The sequence below is a fragment of the Verrucomicrobiota bacterium genome, assembly GCA_038744685.1.
Taxonomy (GTDB): domain Bacteria; phylum Verrucomicrobiota; class Verrucomicrobiia; order Opitutales; family Puniceicoccaceae; genus Puniceicoccus.
Genome location: JBCDMB010000018.1, coordinates 17,346 through 38,164 on the forward strand (window position 1 = coordinate 17,346; position 20,819 = coordinate 38,164).

The 20,819-nt window shown below is 52.3% G+C and carries 15 protein-coding genes; 4 read left to right on the forward strand and 11 right to left on the reverse strand.

All coding sequences use genetic code 11. From position 1 onward, the window contains the following. Positions 1 to 94: 94 nt before the first annotated feature. Positions 95 to 715, forward strand: coding sequence for a hypothetical protein (locus AAGJ81_10865; GenBank protein MEM0966638.1), 621 nt, complete (start codon positions 95 to 97; stop codon positions 713 to 715). Positions 716 to 724: 9 nt separating this feature from the next. Here the strand turns inward: AAGJ81_10865 and AAGJ81_10870 are convergent, their stop codons facing one another. The 7 genes from AAGJ81_10870 to AAGJ81_10900 all read right to left on the reverse strand — a co-directional run bounded on the left by AAGJ81_10870 (position 725) and on the right by AAGJ81_10900 (position 11,776). After that, on the reverse strand, positions 725 to 3,412 hold the full coding sequence (locus tag AAGJ81_10870; GenBank protein MEM0966639.1) for an AsmA-like C-terminal region-containing protein: 2,688 nt from the start codon (positions 3,410 to 3,412) through the stop codon (positions 725 to 727). 28 nt (positions 3,413 to 3,440) lie between these two features. Then, positions 3,441 to 5,507, reverse strand: a complete 2,067-nt coding sequence (locus AAGJ81_10875; GenBank protein ID MEM0966640.1) for a DUF4340 domain-containing protein — start codon at positions 5,505 to 5,507, stop codon at positions 3,441 to 3,443. Positions 5,508 to 5,510: 3 nt separating this feature from the next. After that, complete coding sequence (locus tag AAGJ81_10880; GenBank protein ID MEM0966641.1) at positions 5,511 to 6,995, reverse strand: GldG family protein; 1,485 nt, start codon at positions 6,993 to 6,995, stop codon at positions 5,511 to 5,513. Continuing rightward, entirely contained in the window at positions 6,992 to 7,756 is a 765-nt protein-coding gene (locus tag AAGJ81_10885; GenBank protein ID MEM0966642.1) for an ABC transporter permease, read from the reverse strand. The genes AAGJ81_10880 and AAGJ81_10885 overlap by 4 nt, the downstream gene beginning before the upstream one ends. Continuing rightward, on the reverse strand, positions 7,753 to 8,772 hold the full coding sequence (locus AAGJ81_10890) for an ABC transporter ATP-binding protein (GenBank protein ID MEM0966643.1): 1,020 nt from the start codon (positions 8,770 to 8,772) through the stop codon (positions 7,753 to 7,755). The genes AAGJ81_10885 and AAGJ81_10890 overlap by 4 nt, the downstream gene beginning before the upstream one ends. An 80-nt stretch (positions 8,773 to 8,852) precedes the next feature. Next, positions 8,853 to 11,114 (reverse strand): FUSC family protein, encoded by a 2,262-nt coding sequence (locus tag AAGJ81_10895; protein MEM0966644.1) that lies wholly within the window; start codon positions 11,112 to 11,114, stop codon positions 8,853 to 8,855. 182 nt (positions 11,115 to 11,296) lie between these two features. Further along, a complete protein-coding gene (locus AAGJ81_10900) occupies positions 11,297 to 11,776 on the reverse strand; it encodes an ester cyclase (protein ID MEM0966645.1) in 480 nt (159 codons plus the stop codon). 90 nt (positions 11,777 to 11,866) lie between these two features. Here AAGJ81_10900 and AAGJ81_10905 point away from each other — a divergent pair, with 90 nt between their 5' ends. Beyond that, positions 11,867 to 12,463 (forward strand): TetR/AcrR family transcriptional regulator, encoded by a 597-nt coding sequence (locus AAGJ81_10905; GenBank protein ID MEM0966646.1) that lies wholly within the window; start codon positions 11,867 to 11,869, stop codon positions 12,461 to 12,463. A gap of 329 nt (positions 12,464 to 12,792) precedes the next feature. Here AAGJ81_10905 and AAGJ81_10910 read toward each other — a convergent pair whose 3' ends face one another. From AAGJ81_10910 to AAGJ81_10925, 4 genes are all read right to left on the reverse strand, one after another. Then, the gene (locus tag AAGJ81_10910) at positions 12,793 to 14,025 is read right to left on the reverse strand and encodes an MFS transporter (protein ID MEM0966647.1); all 1,233 of its coding nucleotides are present in this window, start codon (positions 14,023 to 14,025) and stop codon (positions 12,793 to 12,795) included. A 15-nt stretch (positions 14,026 to 14,040) separates the two neighbouring features. Next, complete coding sequence (locus AAGJ81_10915) at positions 14,041 to 14,469, reverse strand: TA system VapC family ribonuclease toxin (protein MEM0966648.1); 429 nt, start codon at positions 14,467 to 14,469, stop codon at positions 14,041 to 14,043. Beyond that, the gene (locus AAGJ81_10920) at positions 14,466 to 14,702 is read right to left on the reverse strand and encodes an antitoxin (protein MEM0966649.1); all 237 of its coding nucleotides are present in this window, start codon (positions 14,700 to 14,702) and stop codon (positions 14,466 to 14,468) included. The genes AAGJ81_10915 and AAGJ81_10920 overlap by 4 nt, the downstream gene beginning before the upstream one ends. 381 nt (positions 14,703 to 15,083) lie before the next feature. Beyond that, on the reverse strand, positions 15,084 to 17,780 hold the full coding sequence (locus AAGJ81_10925) for a pectate lyase-like adhesive domain-containing protein (GenBank protein ID MEM0966650.1): 2,697 nt from the start codon (positions 17,778 to 17,780) through the stop codon (positions 15,084 to 15,086). A gap of 235 nt (positions 17,781 to 18,015) precedes the next feature. Between AAGJ81_10925 and AAGJ81_10930 the strand changes: the two genes are divergently transcribed. Next, positions 18,016 to 19,086, forward strand: coding sequence for an ABC transporter ATP-binding protein (locus AAGJ81_10930; protein MEM0966651.1), 1,071 nt, complete (start codon positions 18,016 to 18,018; stop codon positions 19,084 to 19,086). A gap of 7 nt (positions 19,087 to 19,093) precedes the next feature. Then, entirely contained in the window at positions 19,094 to 20,722 is a 1,629-nt protein-coding gene (locus AAGJ81_10935) for an extracellular solute-binding protein (GenBank protein ID MEM0966652.1), read from the forward strand. Positions 20,723 to 20,819 lie beyond the last annotated feature (97 nt).

A 20,819-nucleotide genomic window follows, 5' to 3' on the forward strand; every position in this document is an offset into this window, starting at 1 on the left:
GGAGAAGCAATTTGGGCGGCTTTTAATTTCCGGATGAGGCCCATTCTTTTCTCGCGGATAGGGCCGGATTTTGATCCGTTGCGTAGTGTAGAAGATGGAAGATTTATGGAATCAAATCCGTTCGTTTGATTGGATTACATGGGCGTCCTATGCGATGTGGCCAATTGGTTTGGTTGCCTGGGTCAACACTTGGCGGTTGAGAATGCCTTTTTGGAAATTGATCATAGGGCTTTTTCTTGTCTCCTATGGAGTTATCCAGACGAATTTCTCCGAGAGGCTTTTTCCAGACCTTGATGAGGAGAGAGCGATTTTGATGTTTCTTCTTGGGTCTTACGGATTGCTCTGCCTTTACAGCGCCTTGTATTCTTTTATGGGATTTTTCTCCTTGATTTGGGCCAGCACGACAGCCGAGGTGGAAGAATACGACAAAAACGACGGGATTGCTCAACAAAAGGGACACTCATTTACGTATTCCTTTCGTTCTGAAGGGCGCGCTTTTGACTGGCAGGTCACTGGTCATCGCCTCGGTTTCTACCTATGGCGGATTCCATTTCTCTCTCCAGAGCCAAAAGGGGAAATCACTGCCTATTACATGCCGTTCTCACCTGATTTTTGCTGTGTGAATCGTGGTCCAAAAGTCTCGGCCTTAGCTGGTTTTATACTCTCAGCTTGGGTGGTTTACGAGCTCTGGCTCGAGTTTGAGAAAATACGTTGAGGCGGACTTTCAGTTCCAGCTTCTGGGGTCCATGTAGAGTCGCCAATTGAGGTCATCGAGTTCCCCCCAAAGACGGAACTCGAACGCCTTACCCAAGGGACTCAGCAAGAAGCCGATTTGGGAGAGGATGGGGAAATTGACCTCTCCCAACAGCTGCATCCTTGCATCGAAGTCTATAGTCTCGTTCTCCATTGAGTAAGAGCCCGAGGCCAGAAGGCGCGAGCTAGGGCTGTGTAGAGTCATGTTAGGCATCTCGACTAAGCCCTTATTCAGAAGAAAACTGGAGGATACCCGTTCGAACTGAAAAGAGCCAAAGGAAAGCGGTAGGGAGAGTTCCTCGTAGATCCGTGAAAAGATTCCAAAAAGGCGAACGTTGGCGAGGTTTGGGGTCAAAAGGTCGATCCGACCCTCACCGAGCAGGGTCTCGGGTTCCTGCAGGTCACCGCTCACTTCGATCGTGAAATCGAGGTTACTGTCCTCCGGATCGACGTTGCCGGACGGCTCAAATCGATCCGCCACGGCCTCTTTGATCTTGGGTATAGCCTGAGCAACTTCTGCGGGATTGGCGTTTTTTAGTTCAAGCCAAGCGGTTGCCGGGCTTTCGGCCCCCTGCTCGGTCTTGTAGGCGATCCATGCCTTTCCAGTTCCTCCACCTAGGCCGAAGTCAACTGGATCGATTCGAAGGAGATCGTTCTGGAAAACTCCTCGAAAAGCGAGATTGTCCAATCGAATCGTCGAAAAAGTAAGAGGGAAATCGGTAGAGGCGAAGATCCTGAGATTGTCGATGGGAGAATCCTTTCCAGGAATGTCGGGGAAGAGCACCCCTTGGACTGTCAGTGTGGGCGGAGCATCCAAATCGAAACGAGAAACGATTCCCTCGATTTCTTCCCCGAAAAGTGGAGCAACTTTCTCTAAATCAAGGGTGCTGGTGAAATCATAGATCTTTGCGTATTCCCTTCGAGTCTCCCAATCAAGCAGGTTGGCAAAACCGCCGGAAGCTTGTCCTTCCGGACGAAAAACCTCAAGATCAAAAAGCTCAAAGAGGTAGGGGCGTGAGCGCATGCTGGCGAAGCCGCGGTCTATCTCCATCCCTCGAAGAGAGATGTTCCGAAAACGAATTCCTCCAAACATTTCCCGAGCATCGCGGTAGTCCCAATCTCCGGTTAGGTCCAAGTCGATGTAGGGAACTTCCCGAAGGTCAAAGTCGACCCAGACCTTGTCCCACCAGTCTCTCATCCATCCGCTGATATCCATTGGGAGAAAGCCTCCATGTATCAACAAACGAAATACGTTCGAACGAAAGTCATGGGAATAGGTCCCACTAAGATGATAGTTCTCTGTCTGAGTTTCCAACCGATCCACCGAGAGGGTCATGGTTGATGGGAAAAACTCGCCTTCGAAAAGAGCATGCTCCGCAGAGAATCCCTGAATGCTGGCAGGTCCGGTTTCCGCACGAAATTGGATACTATCCGGAATGAGCTTTTCGGTCGTTATTTCTGTTTGTGCAGACACGTAAAGGCCGGATCCGAAATCAACTTCTACTAAAGTTGCCTCTGGAGGAATTGCTGGATGAAGGAGGAGGTCTGGAACAGAGATCGAGCCTTCAATATTCAATTGAATCTTTTTACGGAAGGGAAACAGCTCACCACTAAGGGAAACAGGTTCGCCCCAGAGGTCGAACCAGGCGTCAATACTCGTTGTGAATCGAGGTCCAATGTCAGCGGAAATTCCGGCGGCGGACACTGAGATCTCTGGAGAGGAAATCTGGCTTGCGCTGGCTCTCACTTGCGAGCCAACCAGACCCGCCGGAAAGGAAAACTCGCTCGAAGGGTGAATTTCGACTCGTGGTTGCACGAGAACTACGTCTTCACGAATTCGTGCATTTTCCGCTTTGAGTCTGATCAGGCCCGGATTGAGACCGTCCGCCGAGTAAAACGCACCACCGGTGAGGCGGACGCTCTTTTCTAGGCCAACCCCAAACGGAAGTTCCACGCGTTCCGCAGTGAGAGACCCTTTTATTCCAGTTCCTTTGGCGGTTATCGGGAATACCTCAATGTGAAGAAACGGGTCCTTCAAGCGGGAAACAAAGTCTTGCAACCGGACGATCTCTGCGAAAATCCGGTCGAAATCGTAGTCAAAATCGCTTTCAATCTCGTCTGCCGCGTCGTCAAAAGAACGTGCAGGTAGCGATCCAACCAGAACCACGGGAAGGTCTTTGAACAGAACCCGCCCGTCCTCCAGCTGCCAGAGTGCTTCCTTCTTTCTCAGGCAAAGGGATGTAATCTTCAAAAGCGATTTTCTTGGCCCGAGTCGGCCCTGAAAGTCGAAAAACTCAACTTCGGTGGCTTTGATTTCCTGTGGACGGAGAGATCCGAATACAACCGCCGGCAGAAACAAATCGATTTCGATCGATTTTGCAGAAAAGACCGTACGTGCGTTCTCGTTGATTAGCTCGATATCTTCGACTCGAATCGTGCCACTCTTGTCGAAGGTTGCAGACCCTACTGACACGGCAAATCCTCTTGGAAGGCTGCTCAGCGTTGCCTTCTCAACCCAATCGGATGGAACTTGAATTTGCTTATCAAGACAGAAAAGAAGAACAAAAGGGACCTGAACTAGAAGGAGTAGACCTAGGCAAACGGTAAAGAGCCAGAGAAGACAACCGACCCATTTGCAGTCTCTTTTGCGGCAGAACACGGCTAGTGAGCAGAATTTGGGTGGCTAATTACGCTTCCGGCTGAGATTCAATGGTTTTCTCATCGTTAGGAACAGGATCTTCCTCTAACTCGGCTTCCGGTTTAGGGGCTGCTCCCACATCAGGCGGTGCGATCATAATCACCTCGTCTTCATTCTCAGGAGCAAACGAAGAATCTTGGATCACCTCCTCCAGCGGGTCAGCAGTTTCCGCAGTTTGCCTAACTGCTTCGCTTGCAGCTTCTTCTTTGTATTCATCGGGAAGCGGTCTCTCAGGAAAAAGTTCTGACCAGGCATCGATAAAGTCTTGAGGAAGGATGAAGGTGACATCCTCCTTGGAGGAGCCTCCTCCCTGAAGGGTTCCTTCAATTCTCTCTGTCAATACGTAGTCCAGAGTTTCCTCTGCAGACTCGCCTCCTCCTGGCAAGAGAACTTTTGCTTCCAGGCGGTAGCGCCATGGAAGCAGACGTTCTTCCTCAATTTGAAGACCGGGTGTAAACTCCGGAGATAGGTATGACTCCACCCGGAAGGTGCGAAGTTGTTTGAGAACCTCAAGGAAAGCAGTGTTGGCAGCTTCCTCTGGATCGTCGAGAACTCCATCGGTCCATGACTTCCCGTCTTCTCCCAAAACCCGATCAAGCAGCACTTCCCCTGACTCAAGGTCATTGATCTTTACTGATTGGATGCGAGCCAATTCGGGCAATTGGTTGAGGATACGGAGCCGATAGAACAGGGGCGATACCGGTAAATCGCGAATGATTTGAAGAGGCACTGCATAGACAAAGGGAGCTTCTCCAGTCTTTGCGTATATGGTTTTTGTATCAGGTTCTAGGTTACCAAGCAGGAGTGTATCGGTTTCTTCTCCTACGACACTCACAGTTCTTTGAGGCGTATCGAGGCCATACTCCTCCAGATCGAGATCAGATGGAGCATCGCTAATAAAACGAAGTGCTCTAAGGGTAATCAGGGATTCAAACGTCCGGGCGAGGACACCGGGGTCAGCCGCGTAGCGGGTATTTTCAATATCATCGCCGGACGCACTCACTTGCCAGCTTTGGTCCTCAAGTTTTTGAAGAGATATGGTGCGGGGGCCTGAACGGATGCTGAGGCTACTGACTAGTGGCAGACGAAAGAGGAAAAAGGACCTCTCACGAAGATTAGTTTGAGCATCTTTGAATGCCAGAAAAGGTTCTTCGGGAACAGTAAGTATGGTTGGTAGTCCCTCGATCTTACCATAAGCGTTATCGGGATCAGTGGGCGTGGGGTTTCCGAGAATGAACGTTTGACGGGAACCTCCATCTTCGAGCGATATCCGCATACGCGGTTCAATGATACCAGAGTCACTGGGTGGGATGTCGCTTTCCGGTTCGAGTGCAAGAACAGGCACCTCAAGGATGCGTTGCAGCCTAGAATCTACCGCGGGAGCACTCGCGCGGGTCTGTATCGGCGACTCGAAATTCCATCCTTCCTCCGTGGCAGCCAGACGGGTTTGAAGGTTTCTTCCATTTCCGGTTTGCAGCGAGATCTCCTGAACGCTGAAAAAATCCATCGCGAAGAGGCCACGACTCCGGAGGTCCTGAAGGTCAAGTGCCACTGCACGCACTACCTCTTCATCGACAACAAATACTTCGTTGCCGGATGGCCCAAGAAGGTAAAAACGGCCGCCGACGTCGGTTGGAGAACCGATTTTGATGGTCTGCTCTTCCTCGCCGTTGAAGAAAGAGAGGATGAGTGCTGGCGTTTCGAGACCGTAGTCGACCAGACTCTGATTGTTCCTCTCGATGTCCTCCATCGTAAAACGAATGTCTTGCCGTAAGAAAAGAAGTGAACGGAAGATACGATCGATAGCGTTCGGATTTGCTCTCCACTGGATCGGTTCCTCGAGTTTCCAATGCTCTCCTTCCCGCACGATGACCCTCCTTTCCGGTATAGCTTTGCCAGTGACTTCGATCCTGGTGCTGTTAGTAATGGATGAGGAGAGAACGGGTTCAGGTGCAGAAGGCTCAACACTACCGTTCCTGCCTGTCTCGAAAAAGTATATGGCTCCGAAGGCGATAATGTTCAGGAGGGCGAGAAAAATAGTAAGCTTGAGTCGCATAGGCTAGCGGCGGATGAGAGCAACGAGGATTCCGATCAGTGCGAGTACCGATGCGGGGATCATTAGCCAGATAAGAAGATTGCGAAGATCGGACTGGCTGAGAATGACCATGTATCCGCGGACGTCTTTTGCGGCGATGTTGATGTTGTTTCCGACATCCATACACCAATTCAATGCACTTAAAAAGAGGAGACGATTGCCAAAAGCGTCGAGCCGGGAATTTGTAATGAAGTCCGCGTTGCCAATCACCAGAATTTTACCGCCCTGAACCGCAGAAAGGGCAAAGTCAAAGCCCGTCTCCGAACTACGCTGCGAGGCGACCGCAATGGGAACTGGTCCCGGCAGGTCTTCGCTCTCATCGAAAGAAATAGTGGATCCGGGGCGAAGCTCGTTTTCAGCCCAACTCTGCGGTGATGTCAGGAGGAGCGTATCCAGTTGAATAGTATCCGGGTTCCGCGCATTTTCGAGATCGGGAAGGATTGGTCGTGGGAGACCAAAAAGGGCGGTTAGTCCAAGGTTTTTGATGAAGTTGCCAACCGGGTGCTCGGAAAATTCCCGGATGATCAGGTCGCCGGTCGCTGATTGAAAATCGGGTCCTACGTCCACGACAAACCGATCATCGATCCGTATACCCCATTCGAGGGCGAGCTCTTCCAGACCAGTTTGTCCTCCGGGTTCAAAGAGTGCCAAGACGCTCCCGTTGTCGTTTGAGAGATAGTCTCGAAGAAGACTCGTTTCGCGTTCACGGAACTGCGTCGCAGGTGCGGCGATCACGACTGTTCCCGCGTCTTCAGGGATCCGCGCAAAATTGGAAAGTTCAATGGTTTCGACGGTAAAGCCCCGCTCCTGGAGGAACGAGTAGAGCTTGGATAAACCATTGAGGGCGTCGACGCTTTGAAGAGAGAGCTCGCCCTGTCCGCTAAGAAAATAAACCTTCTGGTCGTTTTGTTGGGTGACTTGAAGAATTGCGGAAAGGAACTCGGTCTCACCGCGGAAAGCCCGCATCTCGCCATCCTCGAAAGTGTAAAGAGAGTCGATGGAGACCTGCTTCATCCTCGTGCCTGAGGTAACAAGAATCGAGTTCATTGTGGTAATTCCGTGGCGGCCCAATACCTCACGGGCACGATTCCTTTCCCGGAAAACGTCGATGAACTCCACACGAATATTCTGATTCCCTTCCCGTTCCGCAACGAACTCCATGTTGGCCAAAAGTTTACGCAGATCGCGTAGAACTCTTCTCGTGGTCATATCGCTATCGATATCGGGAACGATCACGAAAATTTCTACGGGCGCTTCCACAGAGACTAGATAGGCCTCGGTCTCTGGAGAGAGGGAAAATTTGCGATCTTCGGTCAGGTCACGCCTTTCAAAGAAGGTCGACCCCAGGTGATTGACGGCAGCAATAAGGCTGAGACAAAAAAGGATTTGGAGGAGAATGTTCAGTCTTCTCCAACGGTTCGTCCTGCGAAAATCGTCCCGCGAGCTCATGCTTTTCGTTCAACGAGGATCACCGAAAAAACTAGGAAGAGAAGACACCCCGAAAGGTAGTAGACGAACGGACGCGAATCGAGAATGCCTCCGCTGAAATCAATAAGGTGTTCAAATGTCTGAAAGTAGCGAAAGGGCGCCTCGAGGGCGCCGAGTGCTCCAGTCTCCGGGATTGGGATTTCGAGAAGAAGACGACTTCCGGCGATAAGTAGAAAGAGTCCGGTAAAACAGAGCATGCCCGCGACTAACTGGGAACGCGTAAGGCTAGAGCAGAAGATTCCGAGCGAAATGAAAAGGGTCCCGCTCAAAGCGACGAATAGAAAGCCGCCAAGGAGAGAGGCTGAGTCGAAGAAGATCCCCCGGATTTGATCCACCGACGTCAATTCTGCTGCGAGGATGGGAAAGGAAATGGTAGCAACCCAAAGGAAAAGGTAAAACAGGTAGATGGCCGAGAATTTAGCGAAAACGATGGCGAATGAGTTGGTCGGTGTGGTCAGCAGAGTCTGGAGAGTTCCGAGCCGGCGCTCTTCAGCTACACTTCGCATGGTGAGCAAGGGAACTACGAAAAATGCTGGAATCCAAAATACACGGAAGAACTGTGTCGCGGGTGTATCTTCCTGAGGCGAGACCGTGAACCCCTTGAGGATGGTCCAGTAGATCAGTCCCATGAGCACAAGAAAGAGCACGCCGGCTACGTAGCTCGAAGGGCTGAAGAGGATCACCTTCAGCTCGTGACGGAAAAGATTGAAGTAGTTTTTCACTCCCCGTTCTCCTCGGTTTTAGATCCTGGAGTTAAGTTGGTCGTAGGGGTTTGCCACGTTTTCTTGGTAGCCGCCAAAAAAATGTCCTCAAGGGAAGCCCGCCGAATTCGGATCTCCTGAATAATGGGCATGTCGGGACCCGTAAGGCTCTCGATAATCCGTGGGACAAGATTGTTGTTGGAGGGGGAGGAAAACGTGATGCGGCGGATATTTCCTTCCGGCTCGCGATAAGAATCACGAAGAACAAGGGAATCATCGGCCTGTCGCACCCGCTGCTCGACTTCCGACAGTGACCCTTCGATTCTCAGCTCATAAGTCTGGCCCGGAGAGAAGAGATCCCGCAGTTCGGATCGGGTGCCTGCAGCAACCACTTGTCCGCGGTTGAGAATCACAGAACGGTCGCAGACCTTTTCGATCTCCGGCAGGATATGGCTGGAAATGACTAGAGTCATCCTTCCGCGTAGCTGCTGGATCATTTTCCTGAAGCCGAGGATTTGATGAGGGTCGAGACCGATCGTCGGTTCGTCCAGAATAACAATGGGTGGTTCAGCCAGAATCGCATCGGCGATCCCGACCCGTTGGCGATACCCTTTGCTGAGCGTCCCGATTAGCTTTCTTCCGGCACCGTGTTGGAGATCGCAAATTTCAAGCACTTCGGCGATGCGTTTCTTTCGACCGCGACGCGGGATGGACTTTATCCGAGCCCGAAAGCGGAGGTATTCTATGACCCGCATATCCTCGGGCAGTGGGTTGTTTTCCGGCATAAAGCCGATCAAGTGACGGATGGACTCTGGTTCGCGTGCAACGGAGCGACCAGCAACCCACGCTTCCCCTGAGGAGGCCTGCATCAACCCTGTCAAAATTCTCATTGTCGTGGATTTTCCGGCACCATTGGGACCCAAAAATCCAACAACCTCCCCAGCACCAACTTCAAAAGAGATGCGGTCTACCGCACGGTTGGAACCAAAGTGTTTGGACAAATCAACCGCGCGTATACTGGGAACAAGAGAAACCATCAAGGGAATAGGCTGGTCTAGCGGATTGGGCCGACCGATTCCACTACAAAGTCGGGAGCCACTCTCTTACTCTCTTTGGGTCATTTGATTCGGGCCGTTACTGGAACGAGGTCATTCAAGGCCCTCCCTATGCGGTTGCCGTAGAAAACATGGGCAATGATCACAAGGGAATCTTTGGTCGCGATTGTTTGGGTTCCTTCGACCGCTTGCGCCATGTGATCCTGACCGAGTGGAAAGACTATCGACAGATCTTCGGTGGAAGGTGTGGGTGACGGGTGTTCGAGTCGCGCCACCACTTGGGAAAAGGCGTCGTTGATCCGTTTATCGAGGTCCTTGAGGGTGTTTTTGGCCGTCTCTGGTAAGCTCTCCAAATCGAGTAGCTGCAGCCCAGCTTCGAATAACCCGATGTAGGAAACGAGAACGTCCAGAAGGGACAGGGTTTCGGAAACGACTCTGCGATGTTCGCTTCCTGAGAGATGCTCGGCGGCGATTGCCGGTGCTTCGTTGAGGATGGCTTGAAGTCTGGTGGCGAGTGGGACCGAAAAAGTGCTTTGTCCGTCGTTCTTTCCGGTGATGTGTTTGATCGCCTCGGCCGCGTCTTTTAAGAAGTCAATCAAACGCTTGCGGACGAGATCAGAGGAATAGCTTGGGACAATCAAAAGAGCGACGACAAGCGCAACACCAGCTCCGATAAAGGTTTCGTAGGCTCTGGCAGACATGGAGGCAATGCTCGCCCCCATGCCGACGTGGATCAGGAGCGTCACCATTAAGCCGATGCCTGCGGAAGCGATTCCGTAGTGAGTTTGAACGGTAAGGAAAGTCACAACAAGAGCCACGAAGATGACTATGAACTTTGGGGCGGATGCGTCTCCGGTAAGATAGACGAGCCCTATTGCCACTGCCACACCAATAGCCGTGCCCAGGACTCGTCTCCCCATGCGCCTTAGGGTTTGGCCGACCGTTGCGTTGAGGACGAGTGCGACGGTGAGAGTTGCCCAGTAGGCATGATCGAGCGCGAAAATGAATTGAAGTCCTGTGGTGATGGCAGCCGCGATCAAGCCTTGAAGGGCCAGACGCGAAGCTCCTCGGGAGGCATCTCTTTTGATCTCTGCTTTGATCTTGCGATTGTCACTTGGTATCGTCGCGCTTTCTATTTCGGAACGGCCTTGAAAGTAGTCGTAGAGGGCTTTTTCAAGACGCCTCAATCCTACAATGATTCGGGCAGGTTGTAGCTTTTGACCGGCAGTGGTGTTTTGATCCGTTAGTAGGTCGTCGAGAAGAGATTCCAGCTTTGGGTCCGCGACGGCCTCAGAAGGAAAGCCGATTGCAACCGGGTGTGAAAGGTTGTCGCGGATTTTTTTGAGAGCTCCCGATAACCGTTCATCGGCAGACCAGACCTTTCGCTCGCTGGCGCTTAACCGAAGAAAGCTGTCCGTAATGACCTCGAGAGCCATGATCATTCGGTAAAGAGCGACGACTTGGGCGCGAAGCCTCGAATCAATGCTTGGGTTCTCCAAGGTCGCTTGCTCCAGCGAGAGTTGCACTGCATGCCAGTAGTGACGGAGGTTGGTGTTAATCGCCTTTGCCAATTCGGGGTGATCGTCGGCGTATTGGGTTAAGTCTTCTCTAGTTAATGTCTCCAAAGCCTCGTTTGCTGAGCCAAGAAAACGGCGTGCGCGAATGCGAAAGGCATTGATCGCTGAAGGGCGGAGAGTCAGAAACCGGAACGCAAAGGTGACCAGCGACGCGATGAGGATTGTCGGGGCAAACCAGAATCCTTCGGCTTTCGTCGGGTTGAGGATCATCGCAAAAAGGCCAACCAAAATGATGAGAAGCCCGTAGTTGCCGGCAATTTGACCCCATCGCCTCAAATACAGGCCGATACCGATCAGGGCGACCCAGAGTATTGCCATTGGTTTGTCGCCGTAGCCGAATTCGGCCGGACCGATCCATGCGACCGGGAGGAGGATCGCGAAAGATAGGGCGACTGCCATGCACATGCGACGGAACTCTAGCGCCCATCCTGCACCGGGAATCAGTAAGAAAAAATTCAGCGTTATAGCGGCACCGAGAATAGTGAGGCTGGTGGGTAGCCCTTTGGCAGCCTTCGCAGACTCGAACGCAGAGGAAAACCAGGGGAAATCTTTCGCAAAGTCGGGAAGTGTCAGGGTGGGGATCTGGGTGGCAAACGCGTGGCATAGAAAACCAGAGACAACTACTGCACAGGCAGTTTTGATGGCCTGGGCTAACTTGAGGCCTCCTGGATCGATATCGGTAAGGATGCCGGACCAATGGGAAATCCGTGAAAACAACCAACCCCTTTTCCTGAGACTAATAGCCATGATCCTTGTTTAGAACAAAACGAGGGGGAGAGGCTAGGGGGTTGGTTACTGCGTGGCTAGAGTTTGTTTCGTATGGCGAACCTGTCCCGGTTGGCGGGTGAGAAGGTCTGTCCTTTGAAACCAGGGATTTCGTTCCAGGTGGTCTTCGAATCTTGGAAGATGTCCAAAAGCTTGATTTGCAGTCAAAAGACTCCGTGTGCGTTGCGGATCTTTCCCCCGTTTAGCAAGACGTAAAACATCATAAAGCTGTCGAGCGGTTGAATGGAATCCCAGTGTTCCACGATTTCGCCCTCCTCGATCCTCCACGTGTCGGTGATGTTCAAACCTTTTTGATCACTTCCGCGATCAGCCTCTTTGATGGTTGCGTGCGAATGAAAGACTACGTGATCCCCATCGGCGATGATTCGTTTCACGTCGTAGCTGTAATCAGGAAATTTCTTTGTGAAGTCTTTTAGGACCCCTACGAGACCCTCGATTCCATCGGGAATGTTTCGGTTGTGTTGGGTGTAACGTGAATTCGCATACAGCTCGGTTACTTGGTTGAACGCATGCTCGTTCATCAGCTTCTGAACGAAATCAGCAATGAGGTCGACATTCGTTGCTTCTAGAGAGGTCCAGTGGGATTTGGTTAGTTGATCGAGATCGATAGTAGGTGGGGCCATGGTTCGAAGTAATTTTGAATGATCATTCAAATTTTTCGTGACGGTCAACTTTATTATTGAATGATCACTAAAAAATTGTGAACTTGTTTTATGCCTCGACCGATCAAATACGACAACTCTGAGATTCTTGAGACGGCGACTGCGCTCTTTTGGGAAAGGGGCTATCGCGGGGTCTCAATCAAGAATCTCGTTGAGGAAACCGGAATGCTCCCGGGAAGCTTTTACTTACGCTATGGGAGCAAGGAGGGGCTCTTTATCGAGTGCGTTCATCACTATGCGGGTCTAACCGCGATGCACTATGAGGCTGCTCTACAGTCTGGTTCACCCCTCGAGCAGATTGAGAGTCTGTTGAAGAGACTCGAGTCGGACGCCTTGAAACACGATGACCGACGGGTCTGTTTTATGGTCAATTCACTTTTGGAAATAGCCCCTCGTCACCCGAAAGTGTTCCAGATCCTTAGATACTATCTTCAACTATCGGAGGCTTGGATCGAGCAGCGTTTGGAAGCGGCGAAGAAATCGGGCGAGATCCGACCGGAGACCGATAGTAAAGCTCTGGCTGGCTGCCTTTTCGGGATTACCTATGCGGTTCGGATTAAAGCAAGGACCAAGGAAAAACCTGAACTCTTGAGGGACTATCGGAAAACGGTTTTTGCAGCGCTCGTGGATCCTTGGCGGGCATCCTAAACCAAATTCGATATGAACTAGAAACATCGAAAGTAGTCGTTTCTTTCAACTTTGTGATTCCTACGCTTTTGGGATGAGTTCCCAGAGGAGTTCTCTCCCTTTCCTTCTTTTCCGGACCACACCGTTTTCCACTTCGAGCACCTTTGTCCATTCTGGGCAAGGTCGATCATAGGGGAGCTTGTTTCTTCTCTTGAGTTCGTTCCACGTCAAGCCCTCCGGTTCACTTTTTAAGTCAGATAAGACTTTCTCCCTGAAAACGTTGAATTTCATTCGCCTTCGAAATTTTAGTCAGGAAACGGATCGAAGCTCAACTCCATACCGCAGCAGGATTAGACTCTGCGAGGCTTTGCAGTCGGCCGTGCGAAGACAATCATTCCGGCTACTGAGGAGCCAACAATCACGATAAGGGCTCCAATAGCGGCGTTGAAGCCGCCGAAGAGGTCACTCAACCATCCGGTGAGCAAGGGAGATACAATACCGGATGCCGAAAAGAAGGTGACCAGTATTCCGGTTGCCGACCCGGATTGTCTGGGAAAGAGATCGGAACAGACGGAGTAATAGGGCGAGTTAGGCATCATTGCGAAACCAATGGCGAAGGAAAGAAGGACCAAGGCCGCGGTTGAATTCTCGGCCAGAAGTAAGGCTCCAAAGAAAAGCACAGCAACGCTCTGGCAGATCCAGATCAAGTGTATCCGCGAGGTGCGCACACTTTGGGTTTGCGCCATGATACGATCTGAGATCCATCCTGCTACCGGGATCAACGCTAGCGAGATACCCCACGGGAGCACTGAAAACCAACCGATTTTCGTTACATCCATCCCGTAGGTTTGACCGAGGTATCCCGGTAGCCAGCTCACACCGAAAAAGAGTACATAGCCGAAGGCAAAAAACGACCAACTGGTCGCCAGTAGGGTTGGGTTTCGGAGAAGGTCCCGCCATCGCGGTGGAGGATCTCCGGGATCGGTTCCACGGGGAATCAGCTCCTTCGGTGCATTCCGATAAAAGGTCATCCAGCAAAGGCCAAGAAGGATACCTGCTGCTCCAAGAACGATAAATGCCGCTCTCCAGCCGAACGATTGGATGAGATTGGAGAGGAGAGGACCTCCAATCATCAGGGCCAAAGGGACTCCGAGGAGACAGAGCGAGACCTGGCGACTCAGTGTTTTAGGATCCATCCAGTCGGCCATCGCCCGGTTCATCGCCGGAAAGTTAACCCCCTCGCCCAGTCCTAGGAGGTAGCGAAGGCCGATGAAGAGGAGGAGGGTGGGAGCAAGGCCCTGAAGGATCATGACCACAGACCACGCCAGCACTGCAACGGTCCAGACCAAGCGAACGTTCGACTGGTCAAGAATCCAGCCGGAGAAACCATTTACAGAAAGGGTTCCCAAGGCAAAGGCCGACATCAAGAATCCGAACTGGGCATTGTTAATTCCGAATTCGGTTTGGATTGGCGTAACCGCAAAAGAAATGACGACTCGGTCTAAGTAGTTTAACAAGCCAAGGAGGAAACAAAGGGTGACAACGGTAGTCTGGGTGCGGGCAAGGGAGGAGGTGCTTTTCATCGGGTTTGCTCCTCTTTAGCGCAGTGGATTCCAAACTCTTTCAAACCCCAAACCTTTAAAATCCTTCACATTGGTCGTCGCTAAGTCGGTGACTCCATGGTGCCGTAGGGTGAGGCCAAGACGAAAATCGATGATCCGGCGAAAGGCGAAATTCTTCTTTTGCGTTCCTCGCCAGACCTCGTCCATGACCGATGCGGATTCAACAAGGCGCCACTTCTGGTTCTTGCGCAGTCTTTCGCAATAAACTCCCGCCTCTTTGGACGAAAGTGGACGACGAAAGATCTTCGCATTACAGAGCTTCAGAAAGACTTCGACGAGCATTAGATCGCAGACGATTACGTCTTCGCGTTGGGCTAGTTCGAGTATAAAAGCACGGGCTTTTTCATGTTCCTGAGCATCGGAATTGGCAGAATGAACAACGATATTGGTGTCGAAGCTAATCATGCTTCGTCCCGGACAACGGTATCCCATTCGGCCTCTGGAAGAAGCGGTTTCCCCATGCCTTTCGCTAAAGGTAATGTCCACTCGCTGGCGGTTATGCTGCCCGGAGGATAGACTTTGGCGACTTCCTCCACTCCGCGCCGGACCACTTCTGCGAAGCTCATCTCGTATTCCTCTGCGATACGCTTCGCTTCTTTGTATAAGTGATCAGGGAATTGTACTTGAGTTTTTACCATGATGGTAATTTGCCACTAACATAGTTCCTGTCAATCAAGATGGGGGGTGATTTCAATCGATCTCAGTATTTCCGGCAGGGCGCGGCCTCTGGCAAGCCACGATGATCGAAAATAACACTAGGAATTGTTTTCAATATGCCCGGCTTGTCCCGATGAATCGGGACTTCGCCCTACCATCTCGGTTTCGTCTTTTGGAGTTAGTTTCCTGACATCGTTCAAAATTGCCCTCATCAAGATGACGCAGACGAAATGAAGCGGATCACCTGCTGGCTAGTGCCCTTATCCTTAGGTTTATAGCGTTTTTTCACCCCGTTGCTAAACTTGCTGTAAACGGGCTACAAGCTCAGGAACAGGTTTGGGTATCTCCCTTTACGTCACCCGTCACCTTGAAAGTAAGGGGCGTCTTCGTCGAGAAGCGATCCACGCTAGTGCCGCGATTCCTAGGACCAGTGGGTATTGGCCGGGTTCCGGTATTGTATTGGTGAGGGTAATATGTAGGTTCGGGTCGCTGTCGGCATCGAGGCCGGAAAAGGTGCCTTCGATTCCGGTGTTTCCCCCGTTGTCGAATACGAGCGCAGAGAAGATGTCGCTGAAGCCCTCGATGTCCAGATTGGTCACGGAGCCGATGATGGTGTAGGTTCGGGATTCGCCGATACCGAGCGAATCACCGAATTCACCGAGGACAAATTCAATCGTGTCGGCAAAGCCTTTTTCAAAGGTTAGCGCACCTGTCGGGGAATCCATTATCACCGGAATGGTGTCCGTAGAAAACAGGTCAAATGTCACAGTAGTCCCCGTGTAAAGTGTGAGATCCTGAGTCTGGACTGCCCCGATTATTTCCCCTACATCTCCGCTGAAATCGAAGTAGACACCGGCCCCTTCACGAATCTCGATGGAAGCGGCCGTGGTTGCTAATTCAGGCAAAGCACTTCCTCCAATAAAACGAAGGGTCGAAACCGCCTCGCTTGATGGGGCCTCGGAAATAAATGTGGAGTTGTCGAAGTTCCCGCCAAAAGCTGCCTCCCCGCCATCTGCCACCAAGTAGGTGTTTGCGCCTCCATTGTCTCCACCGACGAGCTCGCTCAAGCCACCTGTGAAAGCAAGGGTTGCTCCGTTTGTGGGTTTGAACATCTCGGTAACGCGGAACGTTCCTCCAGACACGTTCAGCGCGCCACTGAAAGTAATCTCGCTGTTCACCCGAACTTCCCCTCCCTGCACGAGCAAACCGTTCATCGTTGACTCGGCATCAAAGGTTACTAGCCCCGCTTGGACGATCATCCCGTTGAATGATGTTCCCAGGCCGGTAATGTGTAACTGTCCATCATCAACCGTAATCTGCTGACTGAATTCTGTGCCCTGGCCTATGATATTCATTTCGGCACCGCCGGAGACTTTGGACGTTCCAGACAGCGTGGTGTTATTTCCGGAAATGATGAAAACACCTCCGCTTACTCCCGCCATATCGACAATTGAACCGGGGGTGAACGAGTTTGCCGCGATGGTGTTTCCGTCTCCAATTATATTCACAATCCCGTCGGTTTGGGTGATGGGGGCAATCGCAGCTCCGGCCGAATTGATATTCAAGATCGCTCCGGGGTTGAACACTTGGTAATCGCTCGTTCCACTGGTGCCTTGGGGCTCAGAGTCGGCCGCCGCCAGTGTGTAGATGCTTCCATCCACGAAGGTGGTGCCCGCGAATGATTGCGCGCCTTGGATGACCATCTCGCCACCTCCAGTCACGGTCAGGCGTCCCTTTGCGTCGTCATTGGGGTCATTACCAGCCCCGCTAGAGGCGGCCCCGCCGAAGCTTCCCGGTGCGACAATCAGTGTTTCGCCGCTCCCGATCTGAAAGACGACATCGCTGCCAAAGAAAACGTCGTTGCCAATTCCAAGGCCGTCGCCTCCGTCGCTCGAAGTCCCGCCAGAAGTGGAATTATTGGAAAAGGAGACTCCATCGATGATCAGTGTAACGCCTTTCATGGCAAAGATTGCGCCACCGGCCCCAAGGCCTCCACCGCCATGAATCGAACCGGCATCGCCGCCACCAAAACCCCGGTCCCCATTTTCAAGTCCTCCGCCCGCACCACCGCCAAATCCTCCGTCGCCTCCAGAGGCATCTTCGGCGGAAGAACCACCACCACCGCCCCAACCGCCATCGCCGGCGTCAGTAGCAAAAACCTCAAAAGATCCGCCACCACCGCCGCCCCAGCCGCCGTCCCCACCGCGATCATTACTCGCGTCAGATCCGCCGATACCACCACCACCTGCAGTGGTTATGGTGGTTAAGCTGTCCGTGTAGGCACCGCCGCCGCCCCCACCGGAAGGACCTCCGGGCTGGCCGGTGTTGCTGCTTCCTCCTCCGGATGCTGTCAAAAATGTACCCTCGCCGCCCGGATTGTCGAAACCGTCGTCGGCATCTCCTCCAGTGGCTCCGATGCCGACGCCACCGCCACCACCAGCCCCTTGGGCTAAGACTGAATCGGAATTAAAACCGTCGCCACCATCACCGCCCAAACCACCACCGCCGCCGGCAGGATTTGAAGTCCCTGAGTCGTTTAGGGCGTTGCCACCAATTGCCTGGTTACCAGTAAAGGAAACATTTTCGAGAGTAACCGAGGTCTCTTCGGTAATCCCTGAGCCCGCAATTGACGATCCATCGACCACGAAAAGCCCTCCTCCGGCACCCATGCCGCCACCTCCCCCTGTATTGCCATTGCCACCCACTGCAACGGCATTGGCAATCTCGAGATCGCGGATGAGGACATCACCTCCGGCGATAAAGAAGCCTCTAAAGTTGTTGCCCAGATCCAACGTAAACCCACCGCCATCGATAAGGATCGAGTTTCCCGATGTCGCATTTGTGAAAAGATTGAGCTCCAAAATACCCCCTGTGTAGGTGAGATCATTCGAGAAGTTGATCGTGTGCACACCGTTACCCGTCGGTTGTTCCGATGCGTTGCGGATCGCTGTGTTCAACTCCTCCAGCGTCGAGACGCTGACGGTCGTATCCGCCCCTAACCTGGGCGTAGTTGCGGCCAGCGTAATTGCTGTAAGGACGAAAATTTGCTTTTTGACCATAGCCTGAAATGTGGCGGGAGAAGCTAACGCGAGTGTTCTGCTCGAAAGTACTCTTTGAAGAGAATAAACCAAGATTTATTTGTGATGGATCAGTGATTGATGCACTTCGCTTCGTGCCCCCTTAAACCGGTCAATTTATGGTTCTTTCGAAATTCAGTCGTTTCAACCAGTTCTCTGAGACCGATTTCTGCATTCGGAATTGACTTACCGGGTGGTCAGGAAGAAACCAAGGAATATGATCGGGATCGAAGTTCAGGGGGTGACGAAGCGGTTCGGCGATGTAGTGGCTCTCGGTGGTATTGATCTATCGATCGAGCCTGGAGAATTGTTCTTCCTTCTTGGGCCGAGTGGTTGTGGGAAAACGACGCTGTTGAGGACTTTGGCCGGATTTTACTTTCCCAACGAGGGTAAGGTTCTGTTTGGAGACAAGGATGTATCCCAAATGCAGCCGCACAAACGTCGCACCGGAATGATGTTTCAAAGCTACGCGCTTTGGCCGCATATGACGGTTTGGGAGAACGTGGCGTTTGGCCTAAAGCAGCTCAAGGTCGCGAAGGAGGAGCGGGAATCTCGCGTGAGGGAGGCTTTGGTTTCGGTGCGAATGGAGGAATACGGGCAGAGGAAACCAAATCAACTTTCGGGGGGTCAGCAACAGAGGGTGGCCCTGGCGCGTGCGCTTGTGGTCAGGCCGAGATGTCTCTTATTGGACGAACCGCTTTCAAATCTGGATGCGCGCCTGCGAAACGAGATGCGGTTGGAAATTCGCCGGATCTGTAAAGACTTTGAATTGACGACGGTTTATGTGACTCACGACCAAAAAGAGGCGCTTTCAATCGCAGACCGGATGGCGGTTTTCGATAAAGGAAAGATCCTACAGGTCGGGACACCTTCAGAAGTGTATTGCAGGCCGATTAATCAGACGGTCGCTTCCTTTATCGGTGAGGCTAATTTCCTTTCGGGGCAGGTGGTTCGCTCTGGGGCTGGTGAGGCATTGGTCCACACTCCAGTTGGCGAATTGACTGGAACGCTCTCCGGTTTTGAGTCCGATCCCTCCGAAGGGACGGGGGTTTTGCTTTGTATCCGTCCCGAAGTGCTTCGTCTTTCTGATTTCGAACCTGAGGAAAACGCGATCTCTGGGAAGATCGGCGAATCCGTCTATTTTGGCGAAGTGGCGCACCACGACTTCTACCAGGGTGAAGAGCATCTGCTGGTTTCAGAACTGAATCCGCGTTATCGCGGAGGTGAGCGGCGCGATGGATTGTTCTTGGAAGCGGACGTTGGGGATATAGTCGTCCTACCGAAATAGCGGGAGAATGAAGACATTCTTGATACTCGTATTAATCGTCGCGGTTGTCGGACTGCCCTTTCTGTTTCAAGGGAAGGAAACGACGATCGGAAGGGCGGATGATACGGTAGTTGTAATCACACCACACAATGAAGCGATTCGGTTCGAATTTGAGACCGCTTTTCGCAGGTGGTATGAAGAACGGACCGGGCGAACGGTGAATGTCGACTGGCGGGTGATTGGAGGAACGAGTGATATCGTCCGTTACCTGAATTCGGAATTTGAAAACTCGTTCCGTAATCTGTGGACGGGTCCTCTTGGCGAATCATGGACACCGGCAGTAAGGTCTGCTTATAATAACCGACGGTTAACCGTCGATGGTGAGCCGCAAGATGAAGGGGAGAAAGCGCGGCAAGCTTTCCTCGATTCGGACGTATCGGTTGGAATCGATATTTTTTTCGGAGGCGGTGCCTATGACTTTGGTCGGCAGGCCCAGATGGGTGCTCTGGTTCCATGGATGGAAACCGAGCAACTCGAGGAGAGGTTTCCGGACTCGATTTTGCCGCAGGAGTTTGCGGGCGAGGAGTTTTGGGATGAACAGGGCCGTTGGATTGGAGCAGTGCTTTCGAGTTTCGGAATCATTTACAACAAGGATTCTTTGAACCGACTCGGAATCAAGAAACCTCCGGCCCAATGGGGTGATCTGACCATCCCGCTTTTGATTGGTCAGGTAGCTTTGGCTGACCCCACAAAAAGCGGTTCAATCACGAAGGCATTTGAAATGATTGTTCAGGACCAGATGCACCGCAGTGTGGACGCGCTCGAAGCAGAGGGTTTGTCGGCAGACGAGGCTGAGGCTGTTGCGGTCCCGGAGGGATGGATGAATGCCATGCAAATGATCCAGCTGATCTCGGCGAATGCCCGCTATTTTACCGATTCTGCGACGAAGGGGCCGATGGATGTCGCGAAAGGGGACTGCGCCGTCGGAATGTCGATTGACTTTTATGGGCGGTATGAATCCGAGATCATTGAAACCCGAGGGGGAGGGGATCGGCTCCAGTACATCACTCCTGAGGGTGCCTCTACCCTCTCGGCCGATCCGATTGGGATTTTACGGGGTGCGCCCAACCGGGAAGTCGCCGATCGGTTTGTGGACTTCGTGATGTCGGAGGATGGACAGCAATTGTGGGGTTTTCGGGCCGGCGTCGAGGGTGGGCCGGTTGAGTATTCATTGCGCCGGAGTCCTGCTTTTCGAACGATCTATGAAGGGGCCAACCGAGAGCTTTTGTCGGAGCCCGATGTGAACCCATACAAAACGGTTCTTGATTTCGTCTATCGGCCGGATTGGACCGGTCGTCTTTTTTCGCCTCTACGCTTTCTGATTCGTGTCGCTTTCATTGATCCTCACGACGAGTTGGTCAGTGCTTGGAAGGGTATTCAGCGAGCGCGTGAGCGGGGAGATGTGGCAGCTGCCAATGAAGCCTTTGCGGTTTTTTCCAATCTGGAAACCATTCGTTTTTCGGAGGCCGCTGGACCGATCGCGGAGGTTCTTTCCGGTGGAGATAAGATCGCGGAAGTGCGCCTTGCGAGGGATCTTGCTGATGGGTTTCGAGCCCAGTATCGGCAGGCACTCGCGATTGCTAATGGCTCAATTTGAGACGTAAACTTAGAGAGACAGTGCCCACGATAGTCTTTCCGCCTATTTCAATCTATCGCTGGGATTAGTTCTCGTCAGGCAGGCGTAATCACAAGTA

What these genes read in the sequence shown, in the direction of transcription:
- AAGJ81_10865 (MEM0966638.1), top strand. Translation starts at nt 95, where the DNA reads ATGGAAGATTTATGGAATCAAATCCGTTCGTTTGATTGGATTACATGG.
- AAGJ81_10875 (MEM0966640.1), bottom strand. Translation starts at nt 5,507, where the DNA reads ATGCGACTCAAGCTTACTATTTTTCTCGCCCTCCTGAACATTATCGCC.
- AAGJ81_10880 (MEM0966641.1), bottom strand. Translation starts at nt 6,995, where the DNA reads ATGAGCTCGCGGGACGATTTTCGCAGGACGAACCGTTGGAGAAGACTG.
- AAGJ81_10890 (MEM0966643.1), bottom strand. Translation starts at nt 8,772, where the DNA reads ATGGTTTCTCTTGTTCCCAGTATACGCGCGGTTGATTTGTCCAAACAC.
- AAGJ81_10895 (MEM0966644.1), bottom strand. Translation starts at nt 11,114, where the DNA reads ATGGCTATTAGTCTCAGGAAAAGGGGTTGGTTGTTTTCACGGATTTCC.
- AAGJ81_10900 (MEM0966645.1), bottom strand. Translation starts at nt 11,776, where the DNA reads ATGGCCCCACCTACTATCGATCTCGATCAACTAACCAAATCCCACTGG.
- AAGJ81_10905 (MEM0966646.1), top strand. Translation starts at nt 11,867, where the DNA reads ATGCCTCGACCGATCAAATACGACAACTCTGAGATTCTTGAGACGGCG.
- AAGJ81_10910 (MEM0966647.1), bottom strand. Translation starts at nt 14,025, where the DNA reads ATGAAAAGCACCTCCTCCCTTGCCCGCACCCAGACTACCGTTGTCACC.
- AAGJ81_10915 (MEM0966648.1), bottom strand. Translation starts at nt 14,469, where the DNA reads ATGATTAGCTTCGACACCAATATCGTTGTTCATTCTGCCAATTCCGAT.
- AAGJ81_10920 (MEM0966649.1), bottom strand. Translation starts at nt 14,702, where the DNA reads ATGGTAAAAACTCAAGTACAATTCCCTGATCACTTATACAAAGAAGCG.
- AAGJ81_10925 (MEM0966650.1), bottom strand. Translation starts at nt 17,780, where the DNA reads ATGGTCAAAAAGCAAATTTTCGTCCTTACAGCAATTACGCTGGCCGCA.
- AAGJ81_10930 (MEM0966651.1), top strand. Translation starts at nt 18,016, where the DNA reads ATGATCGGGATCGAAGTTCAGGGGGTGACGAAGCGGTTCGGCGATGTA.
- AAGJ81_10935 (MEM0966652.1), top strand. Translation starts at nt 19,094, where the DNA reads ATGAAGACATTCTTGATACTCGTATTAATCGTCGCGGTTGTCGGACTG.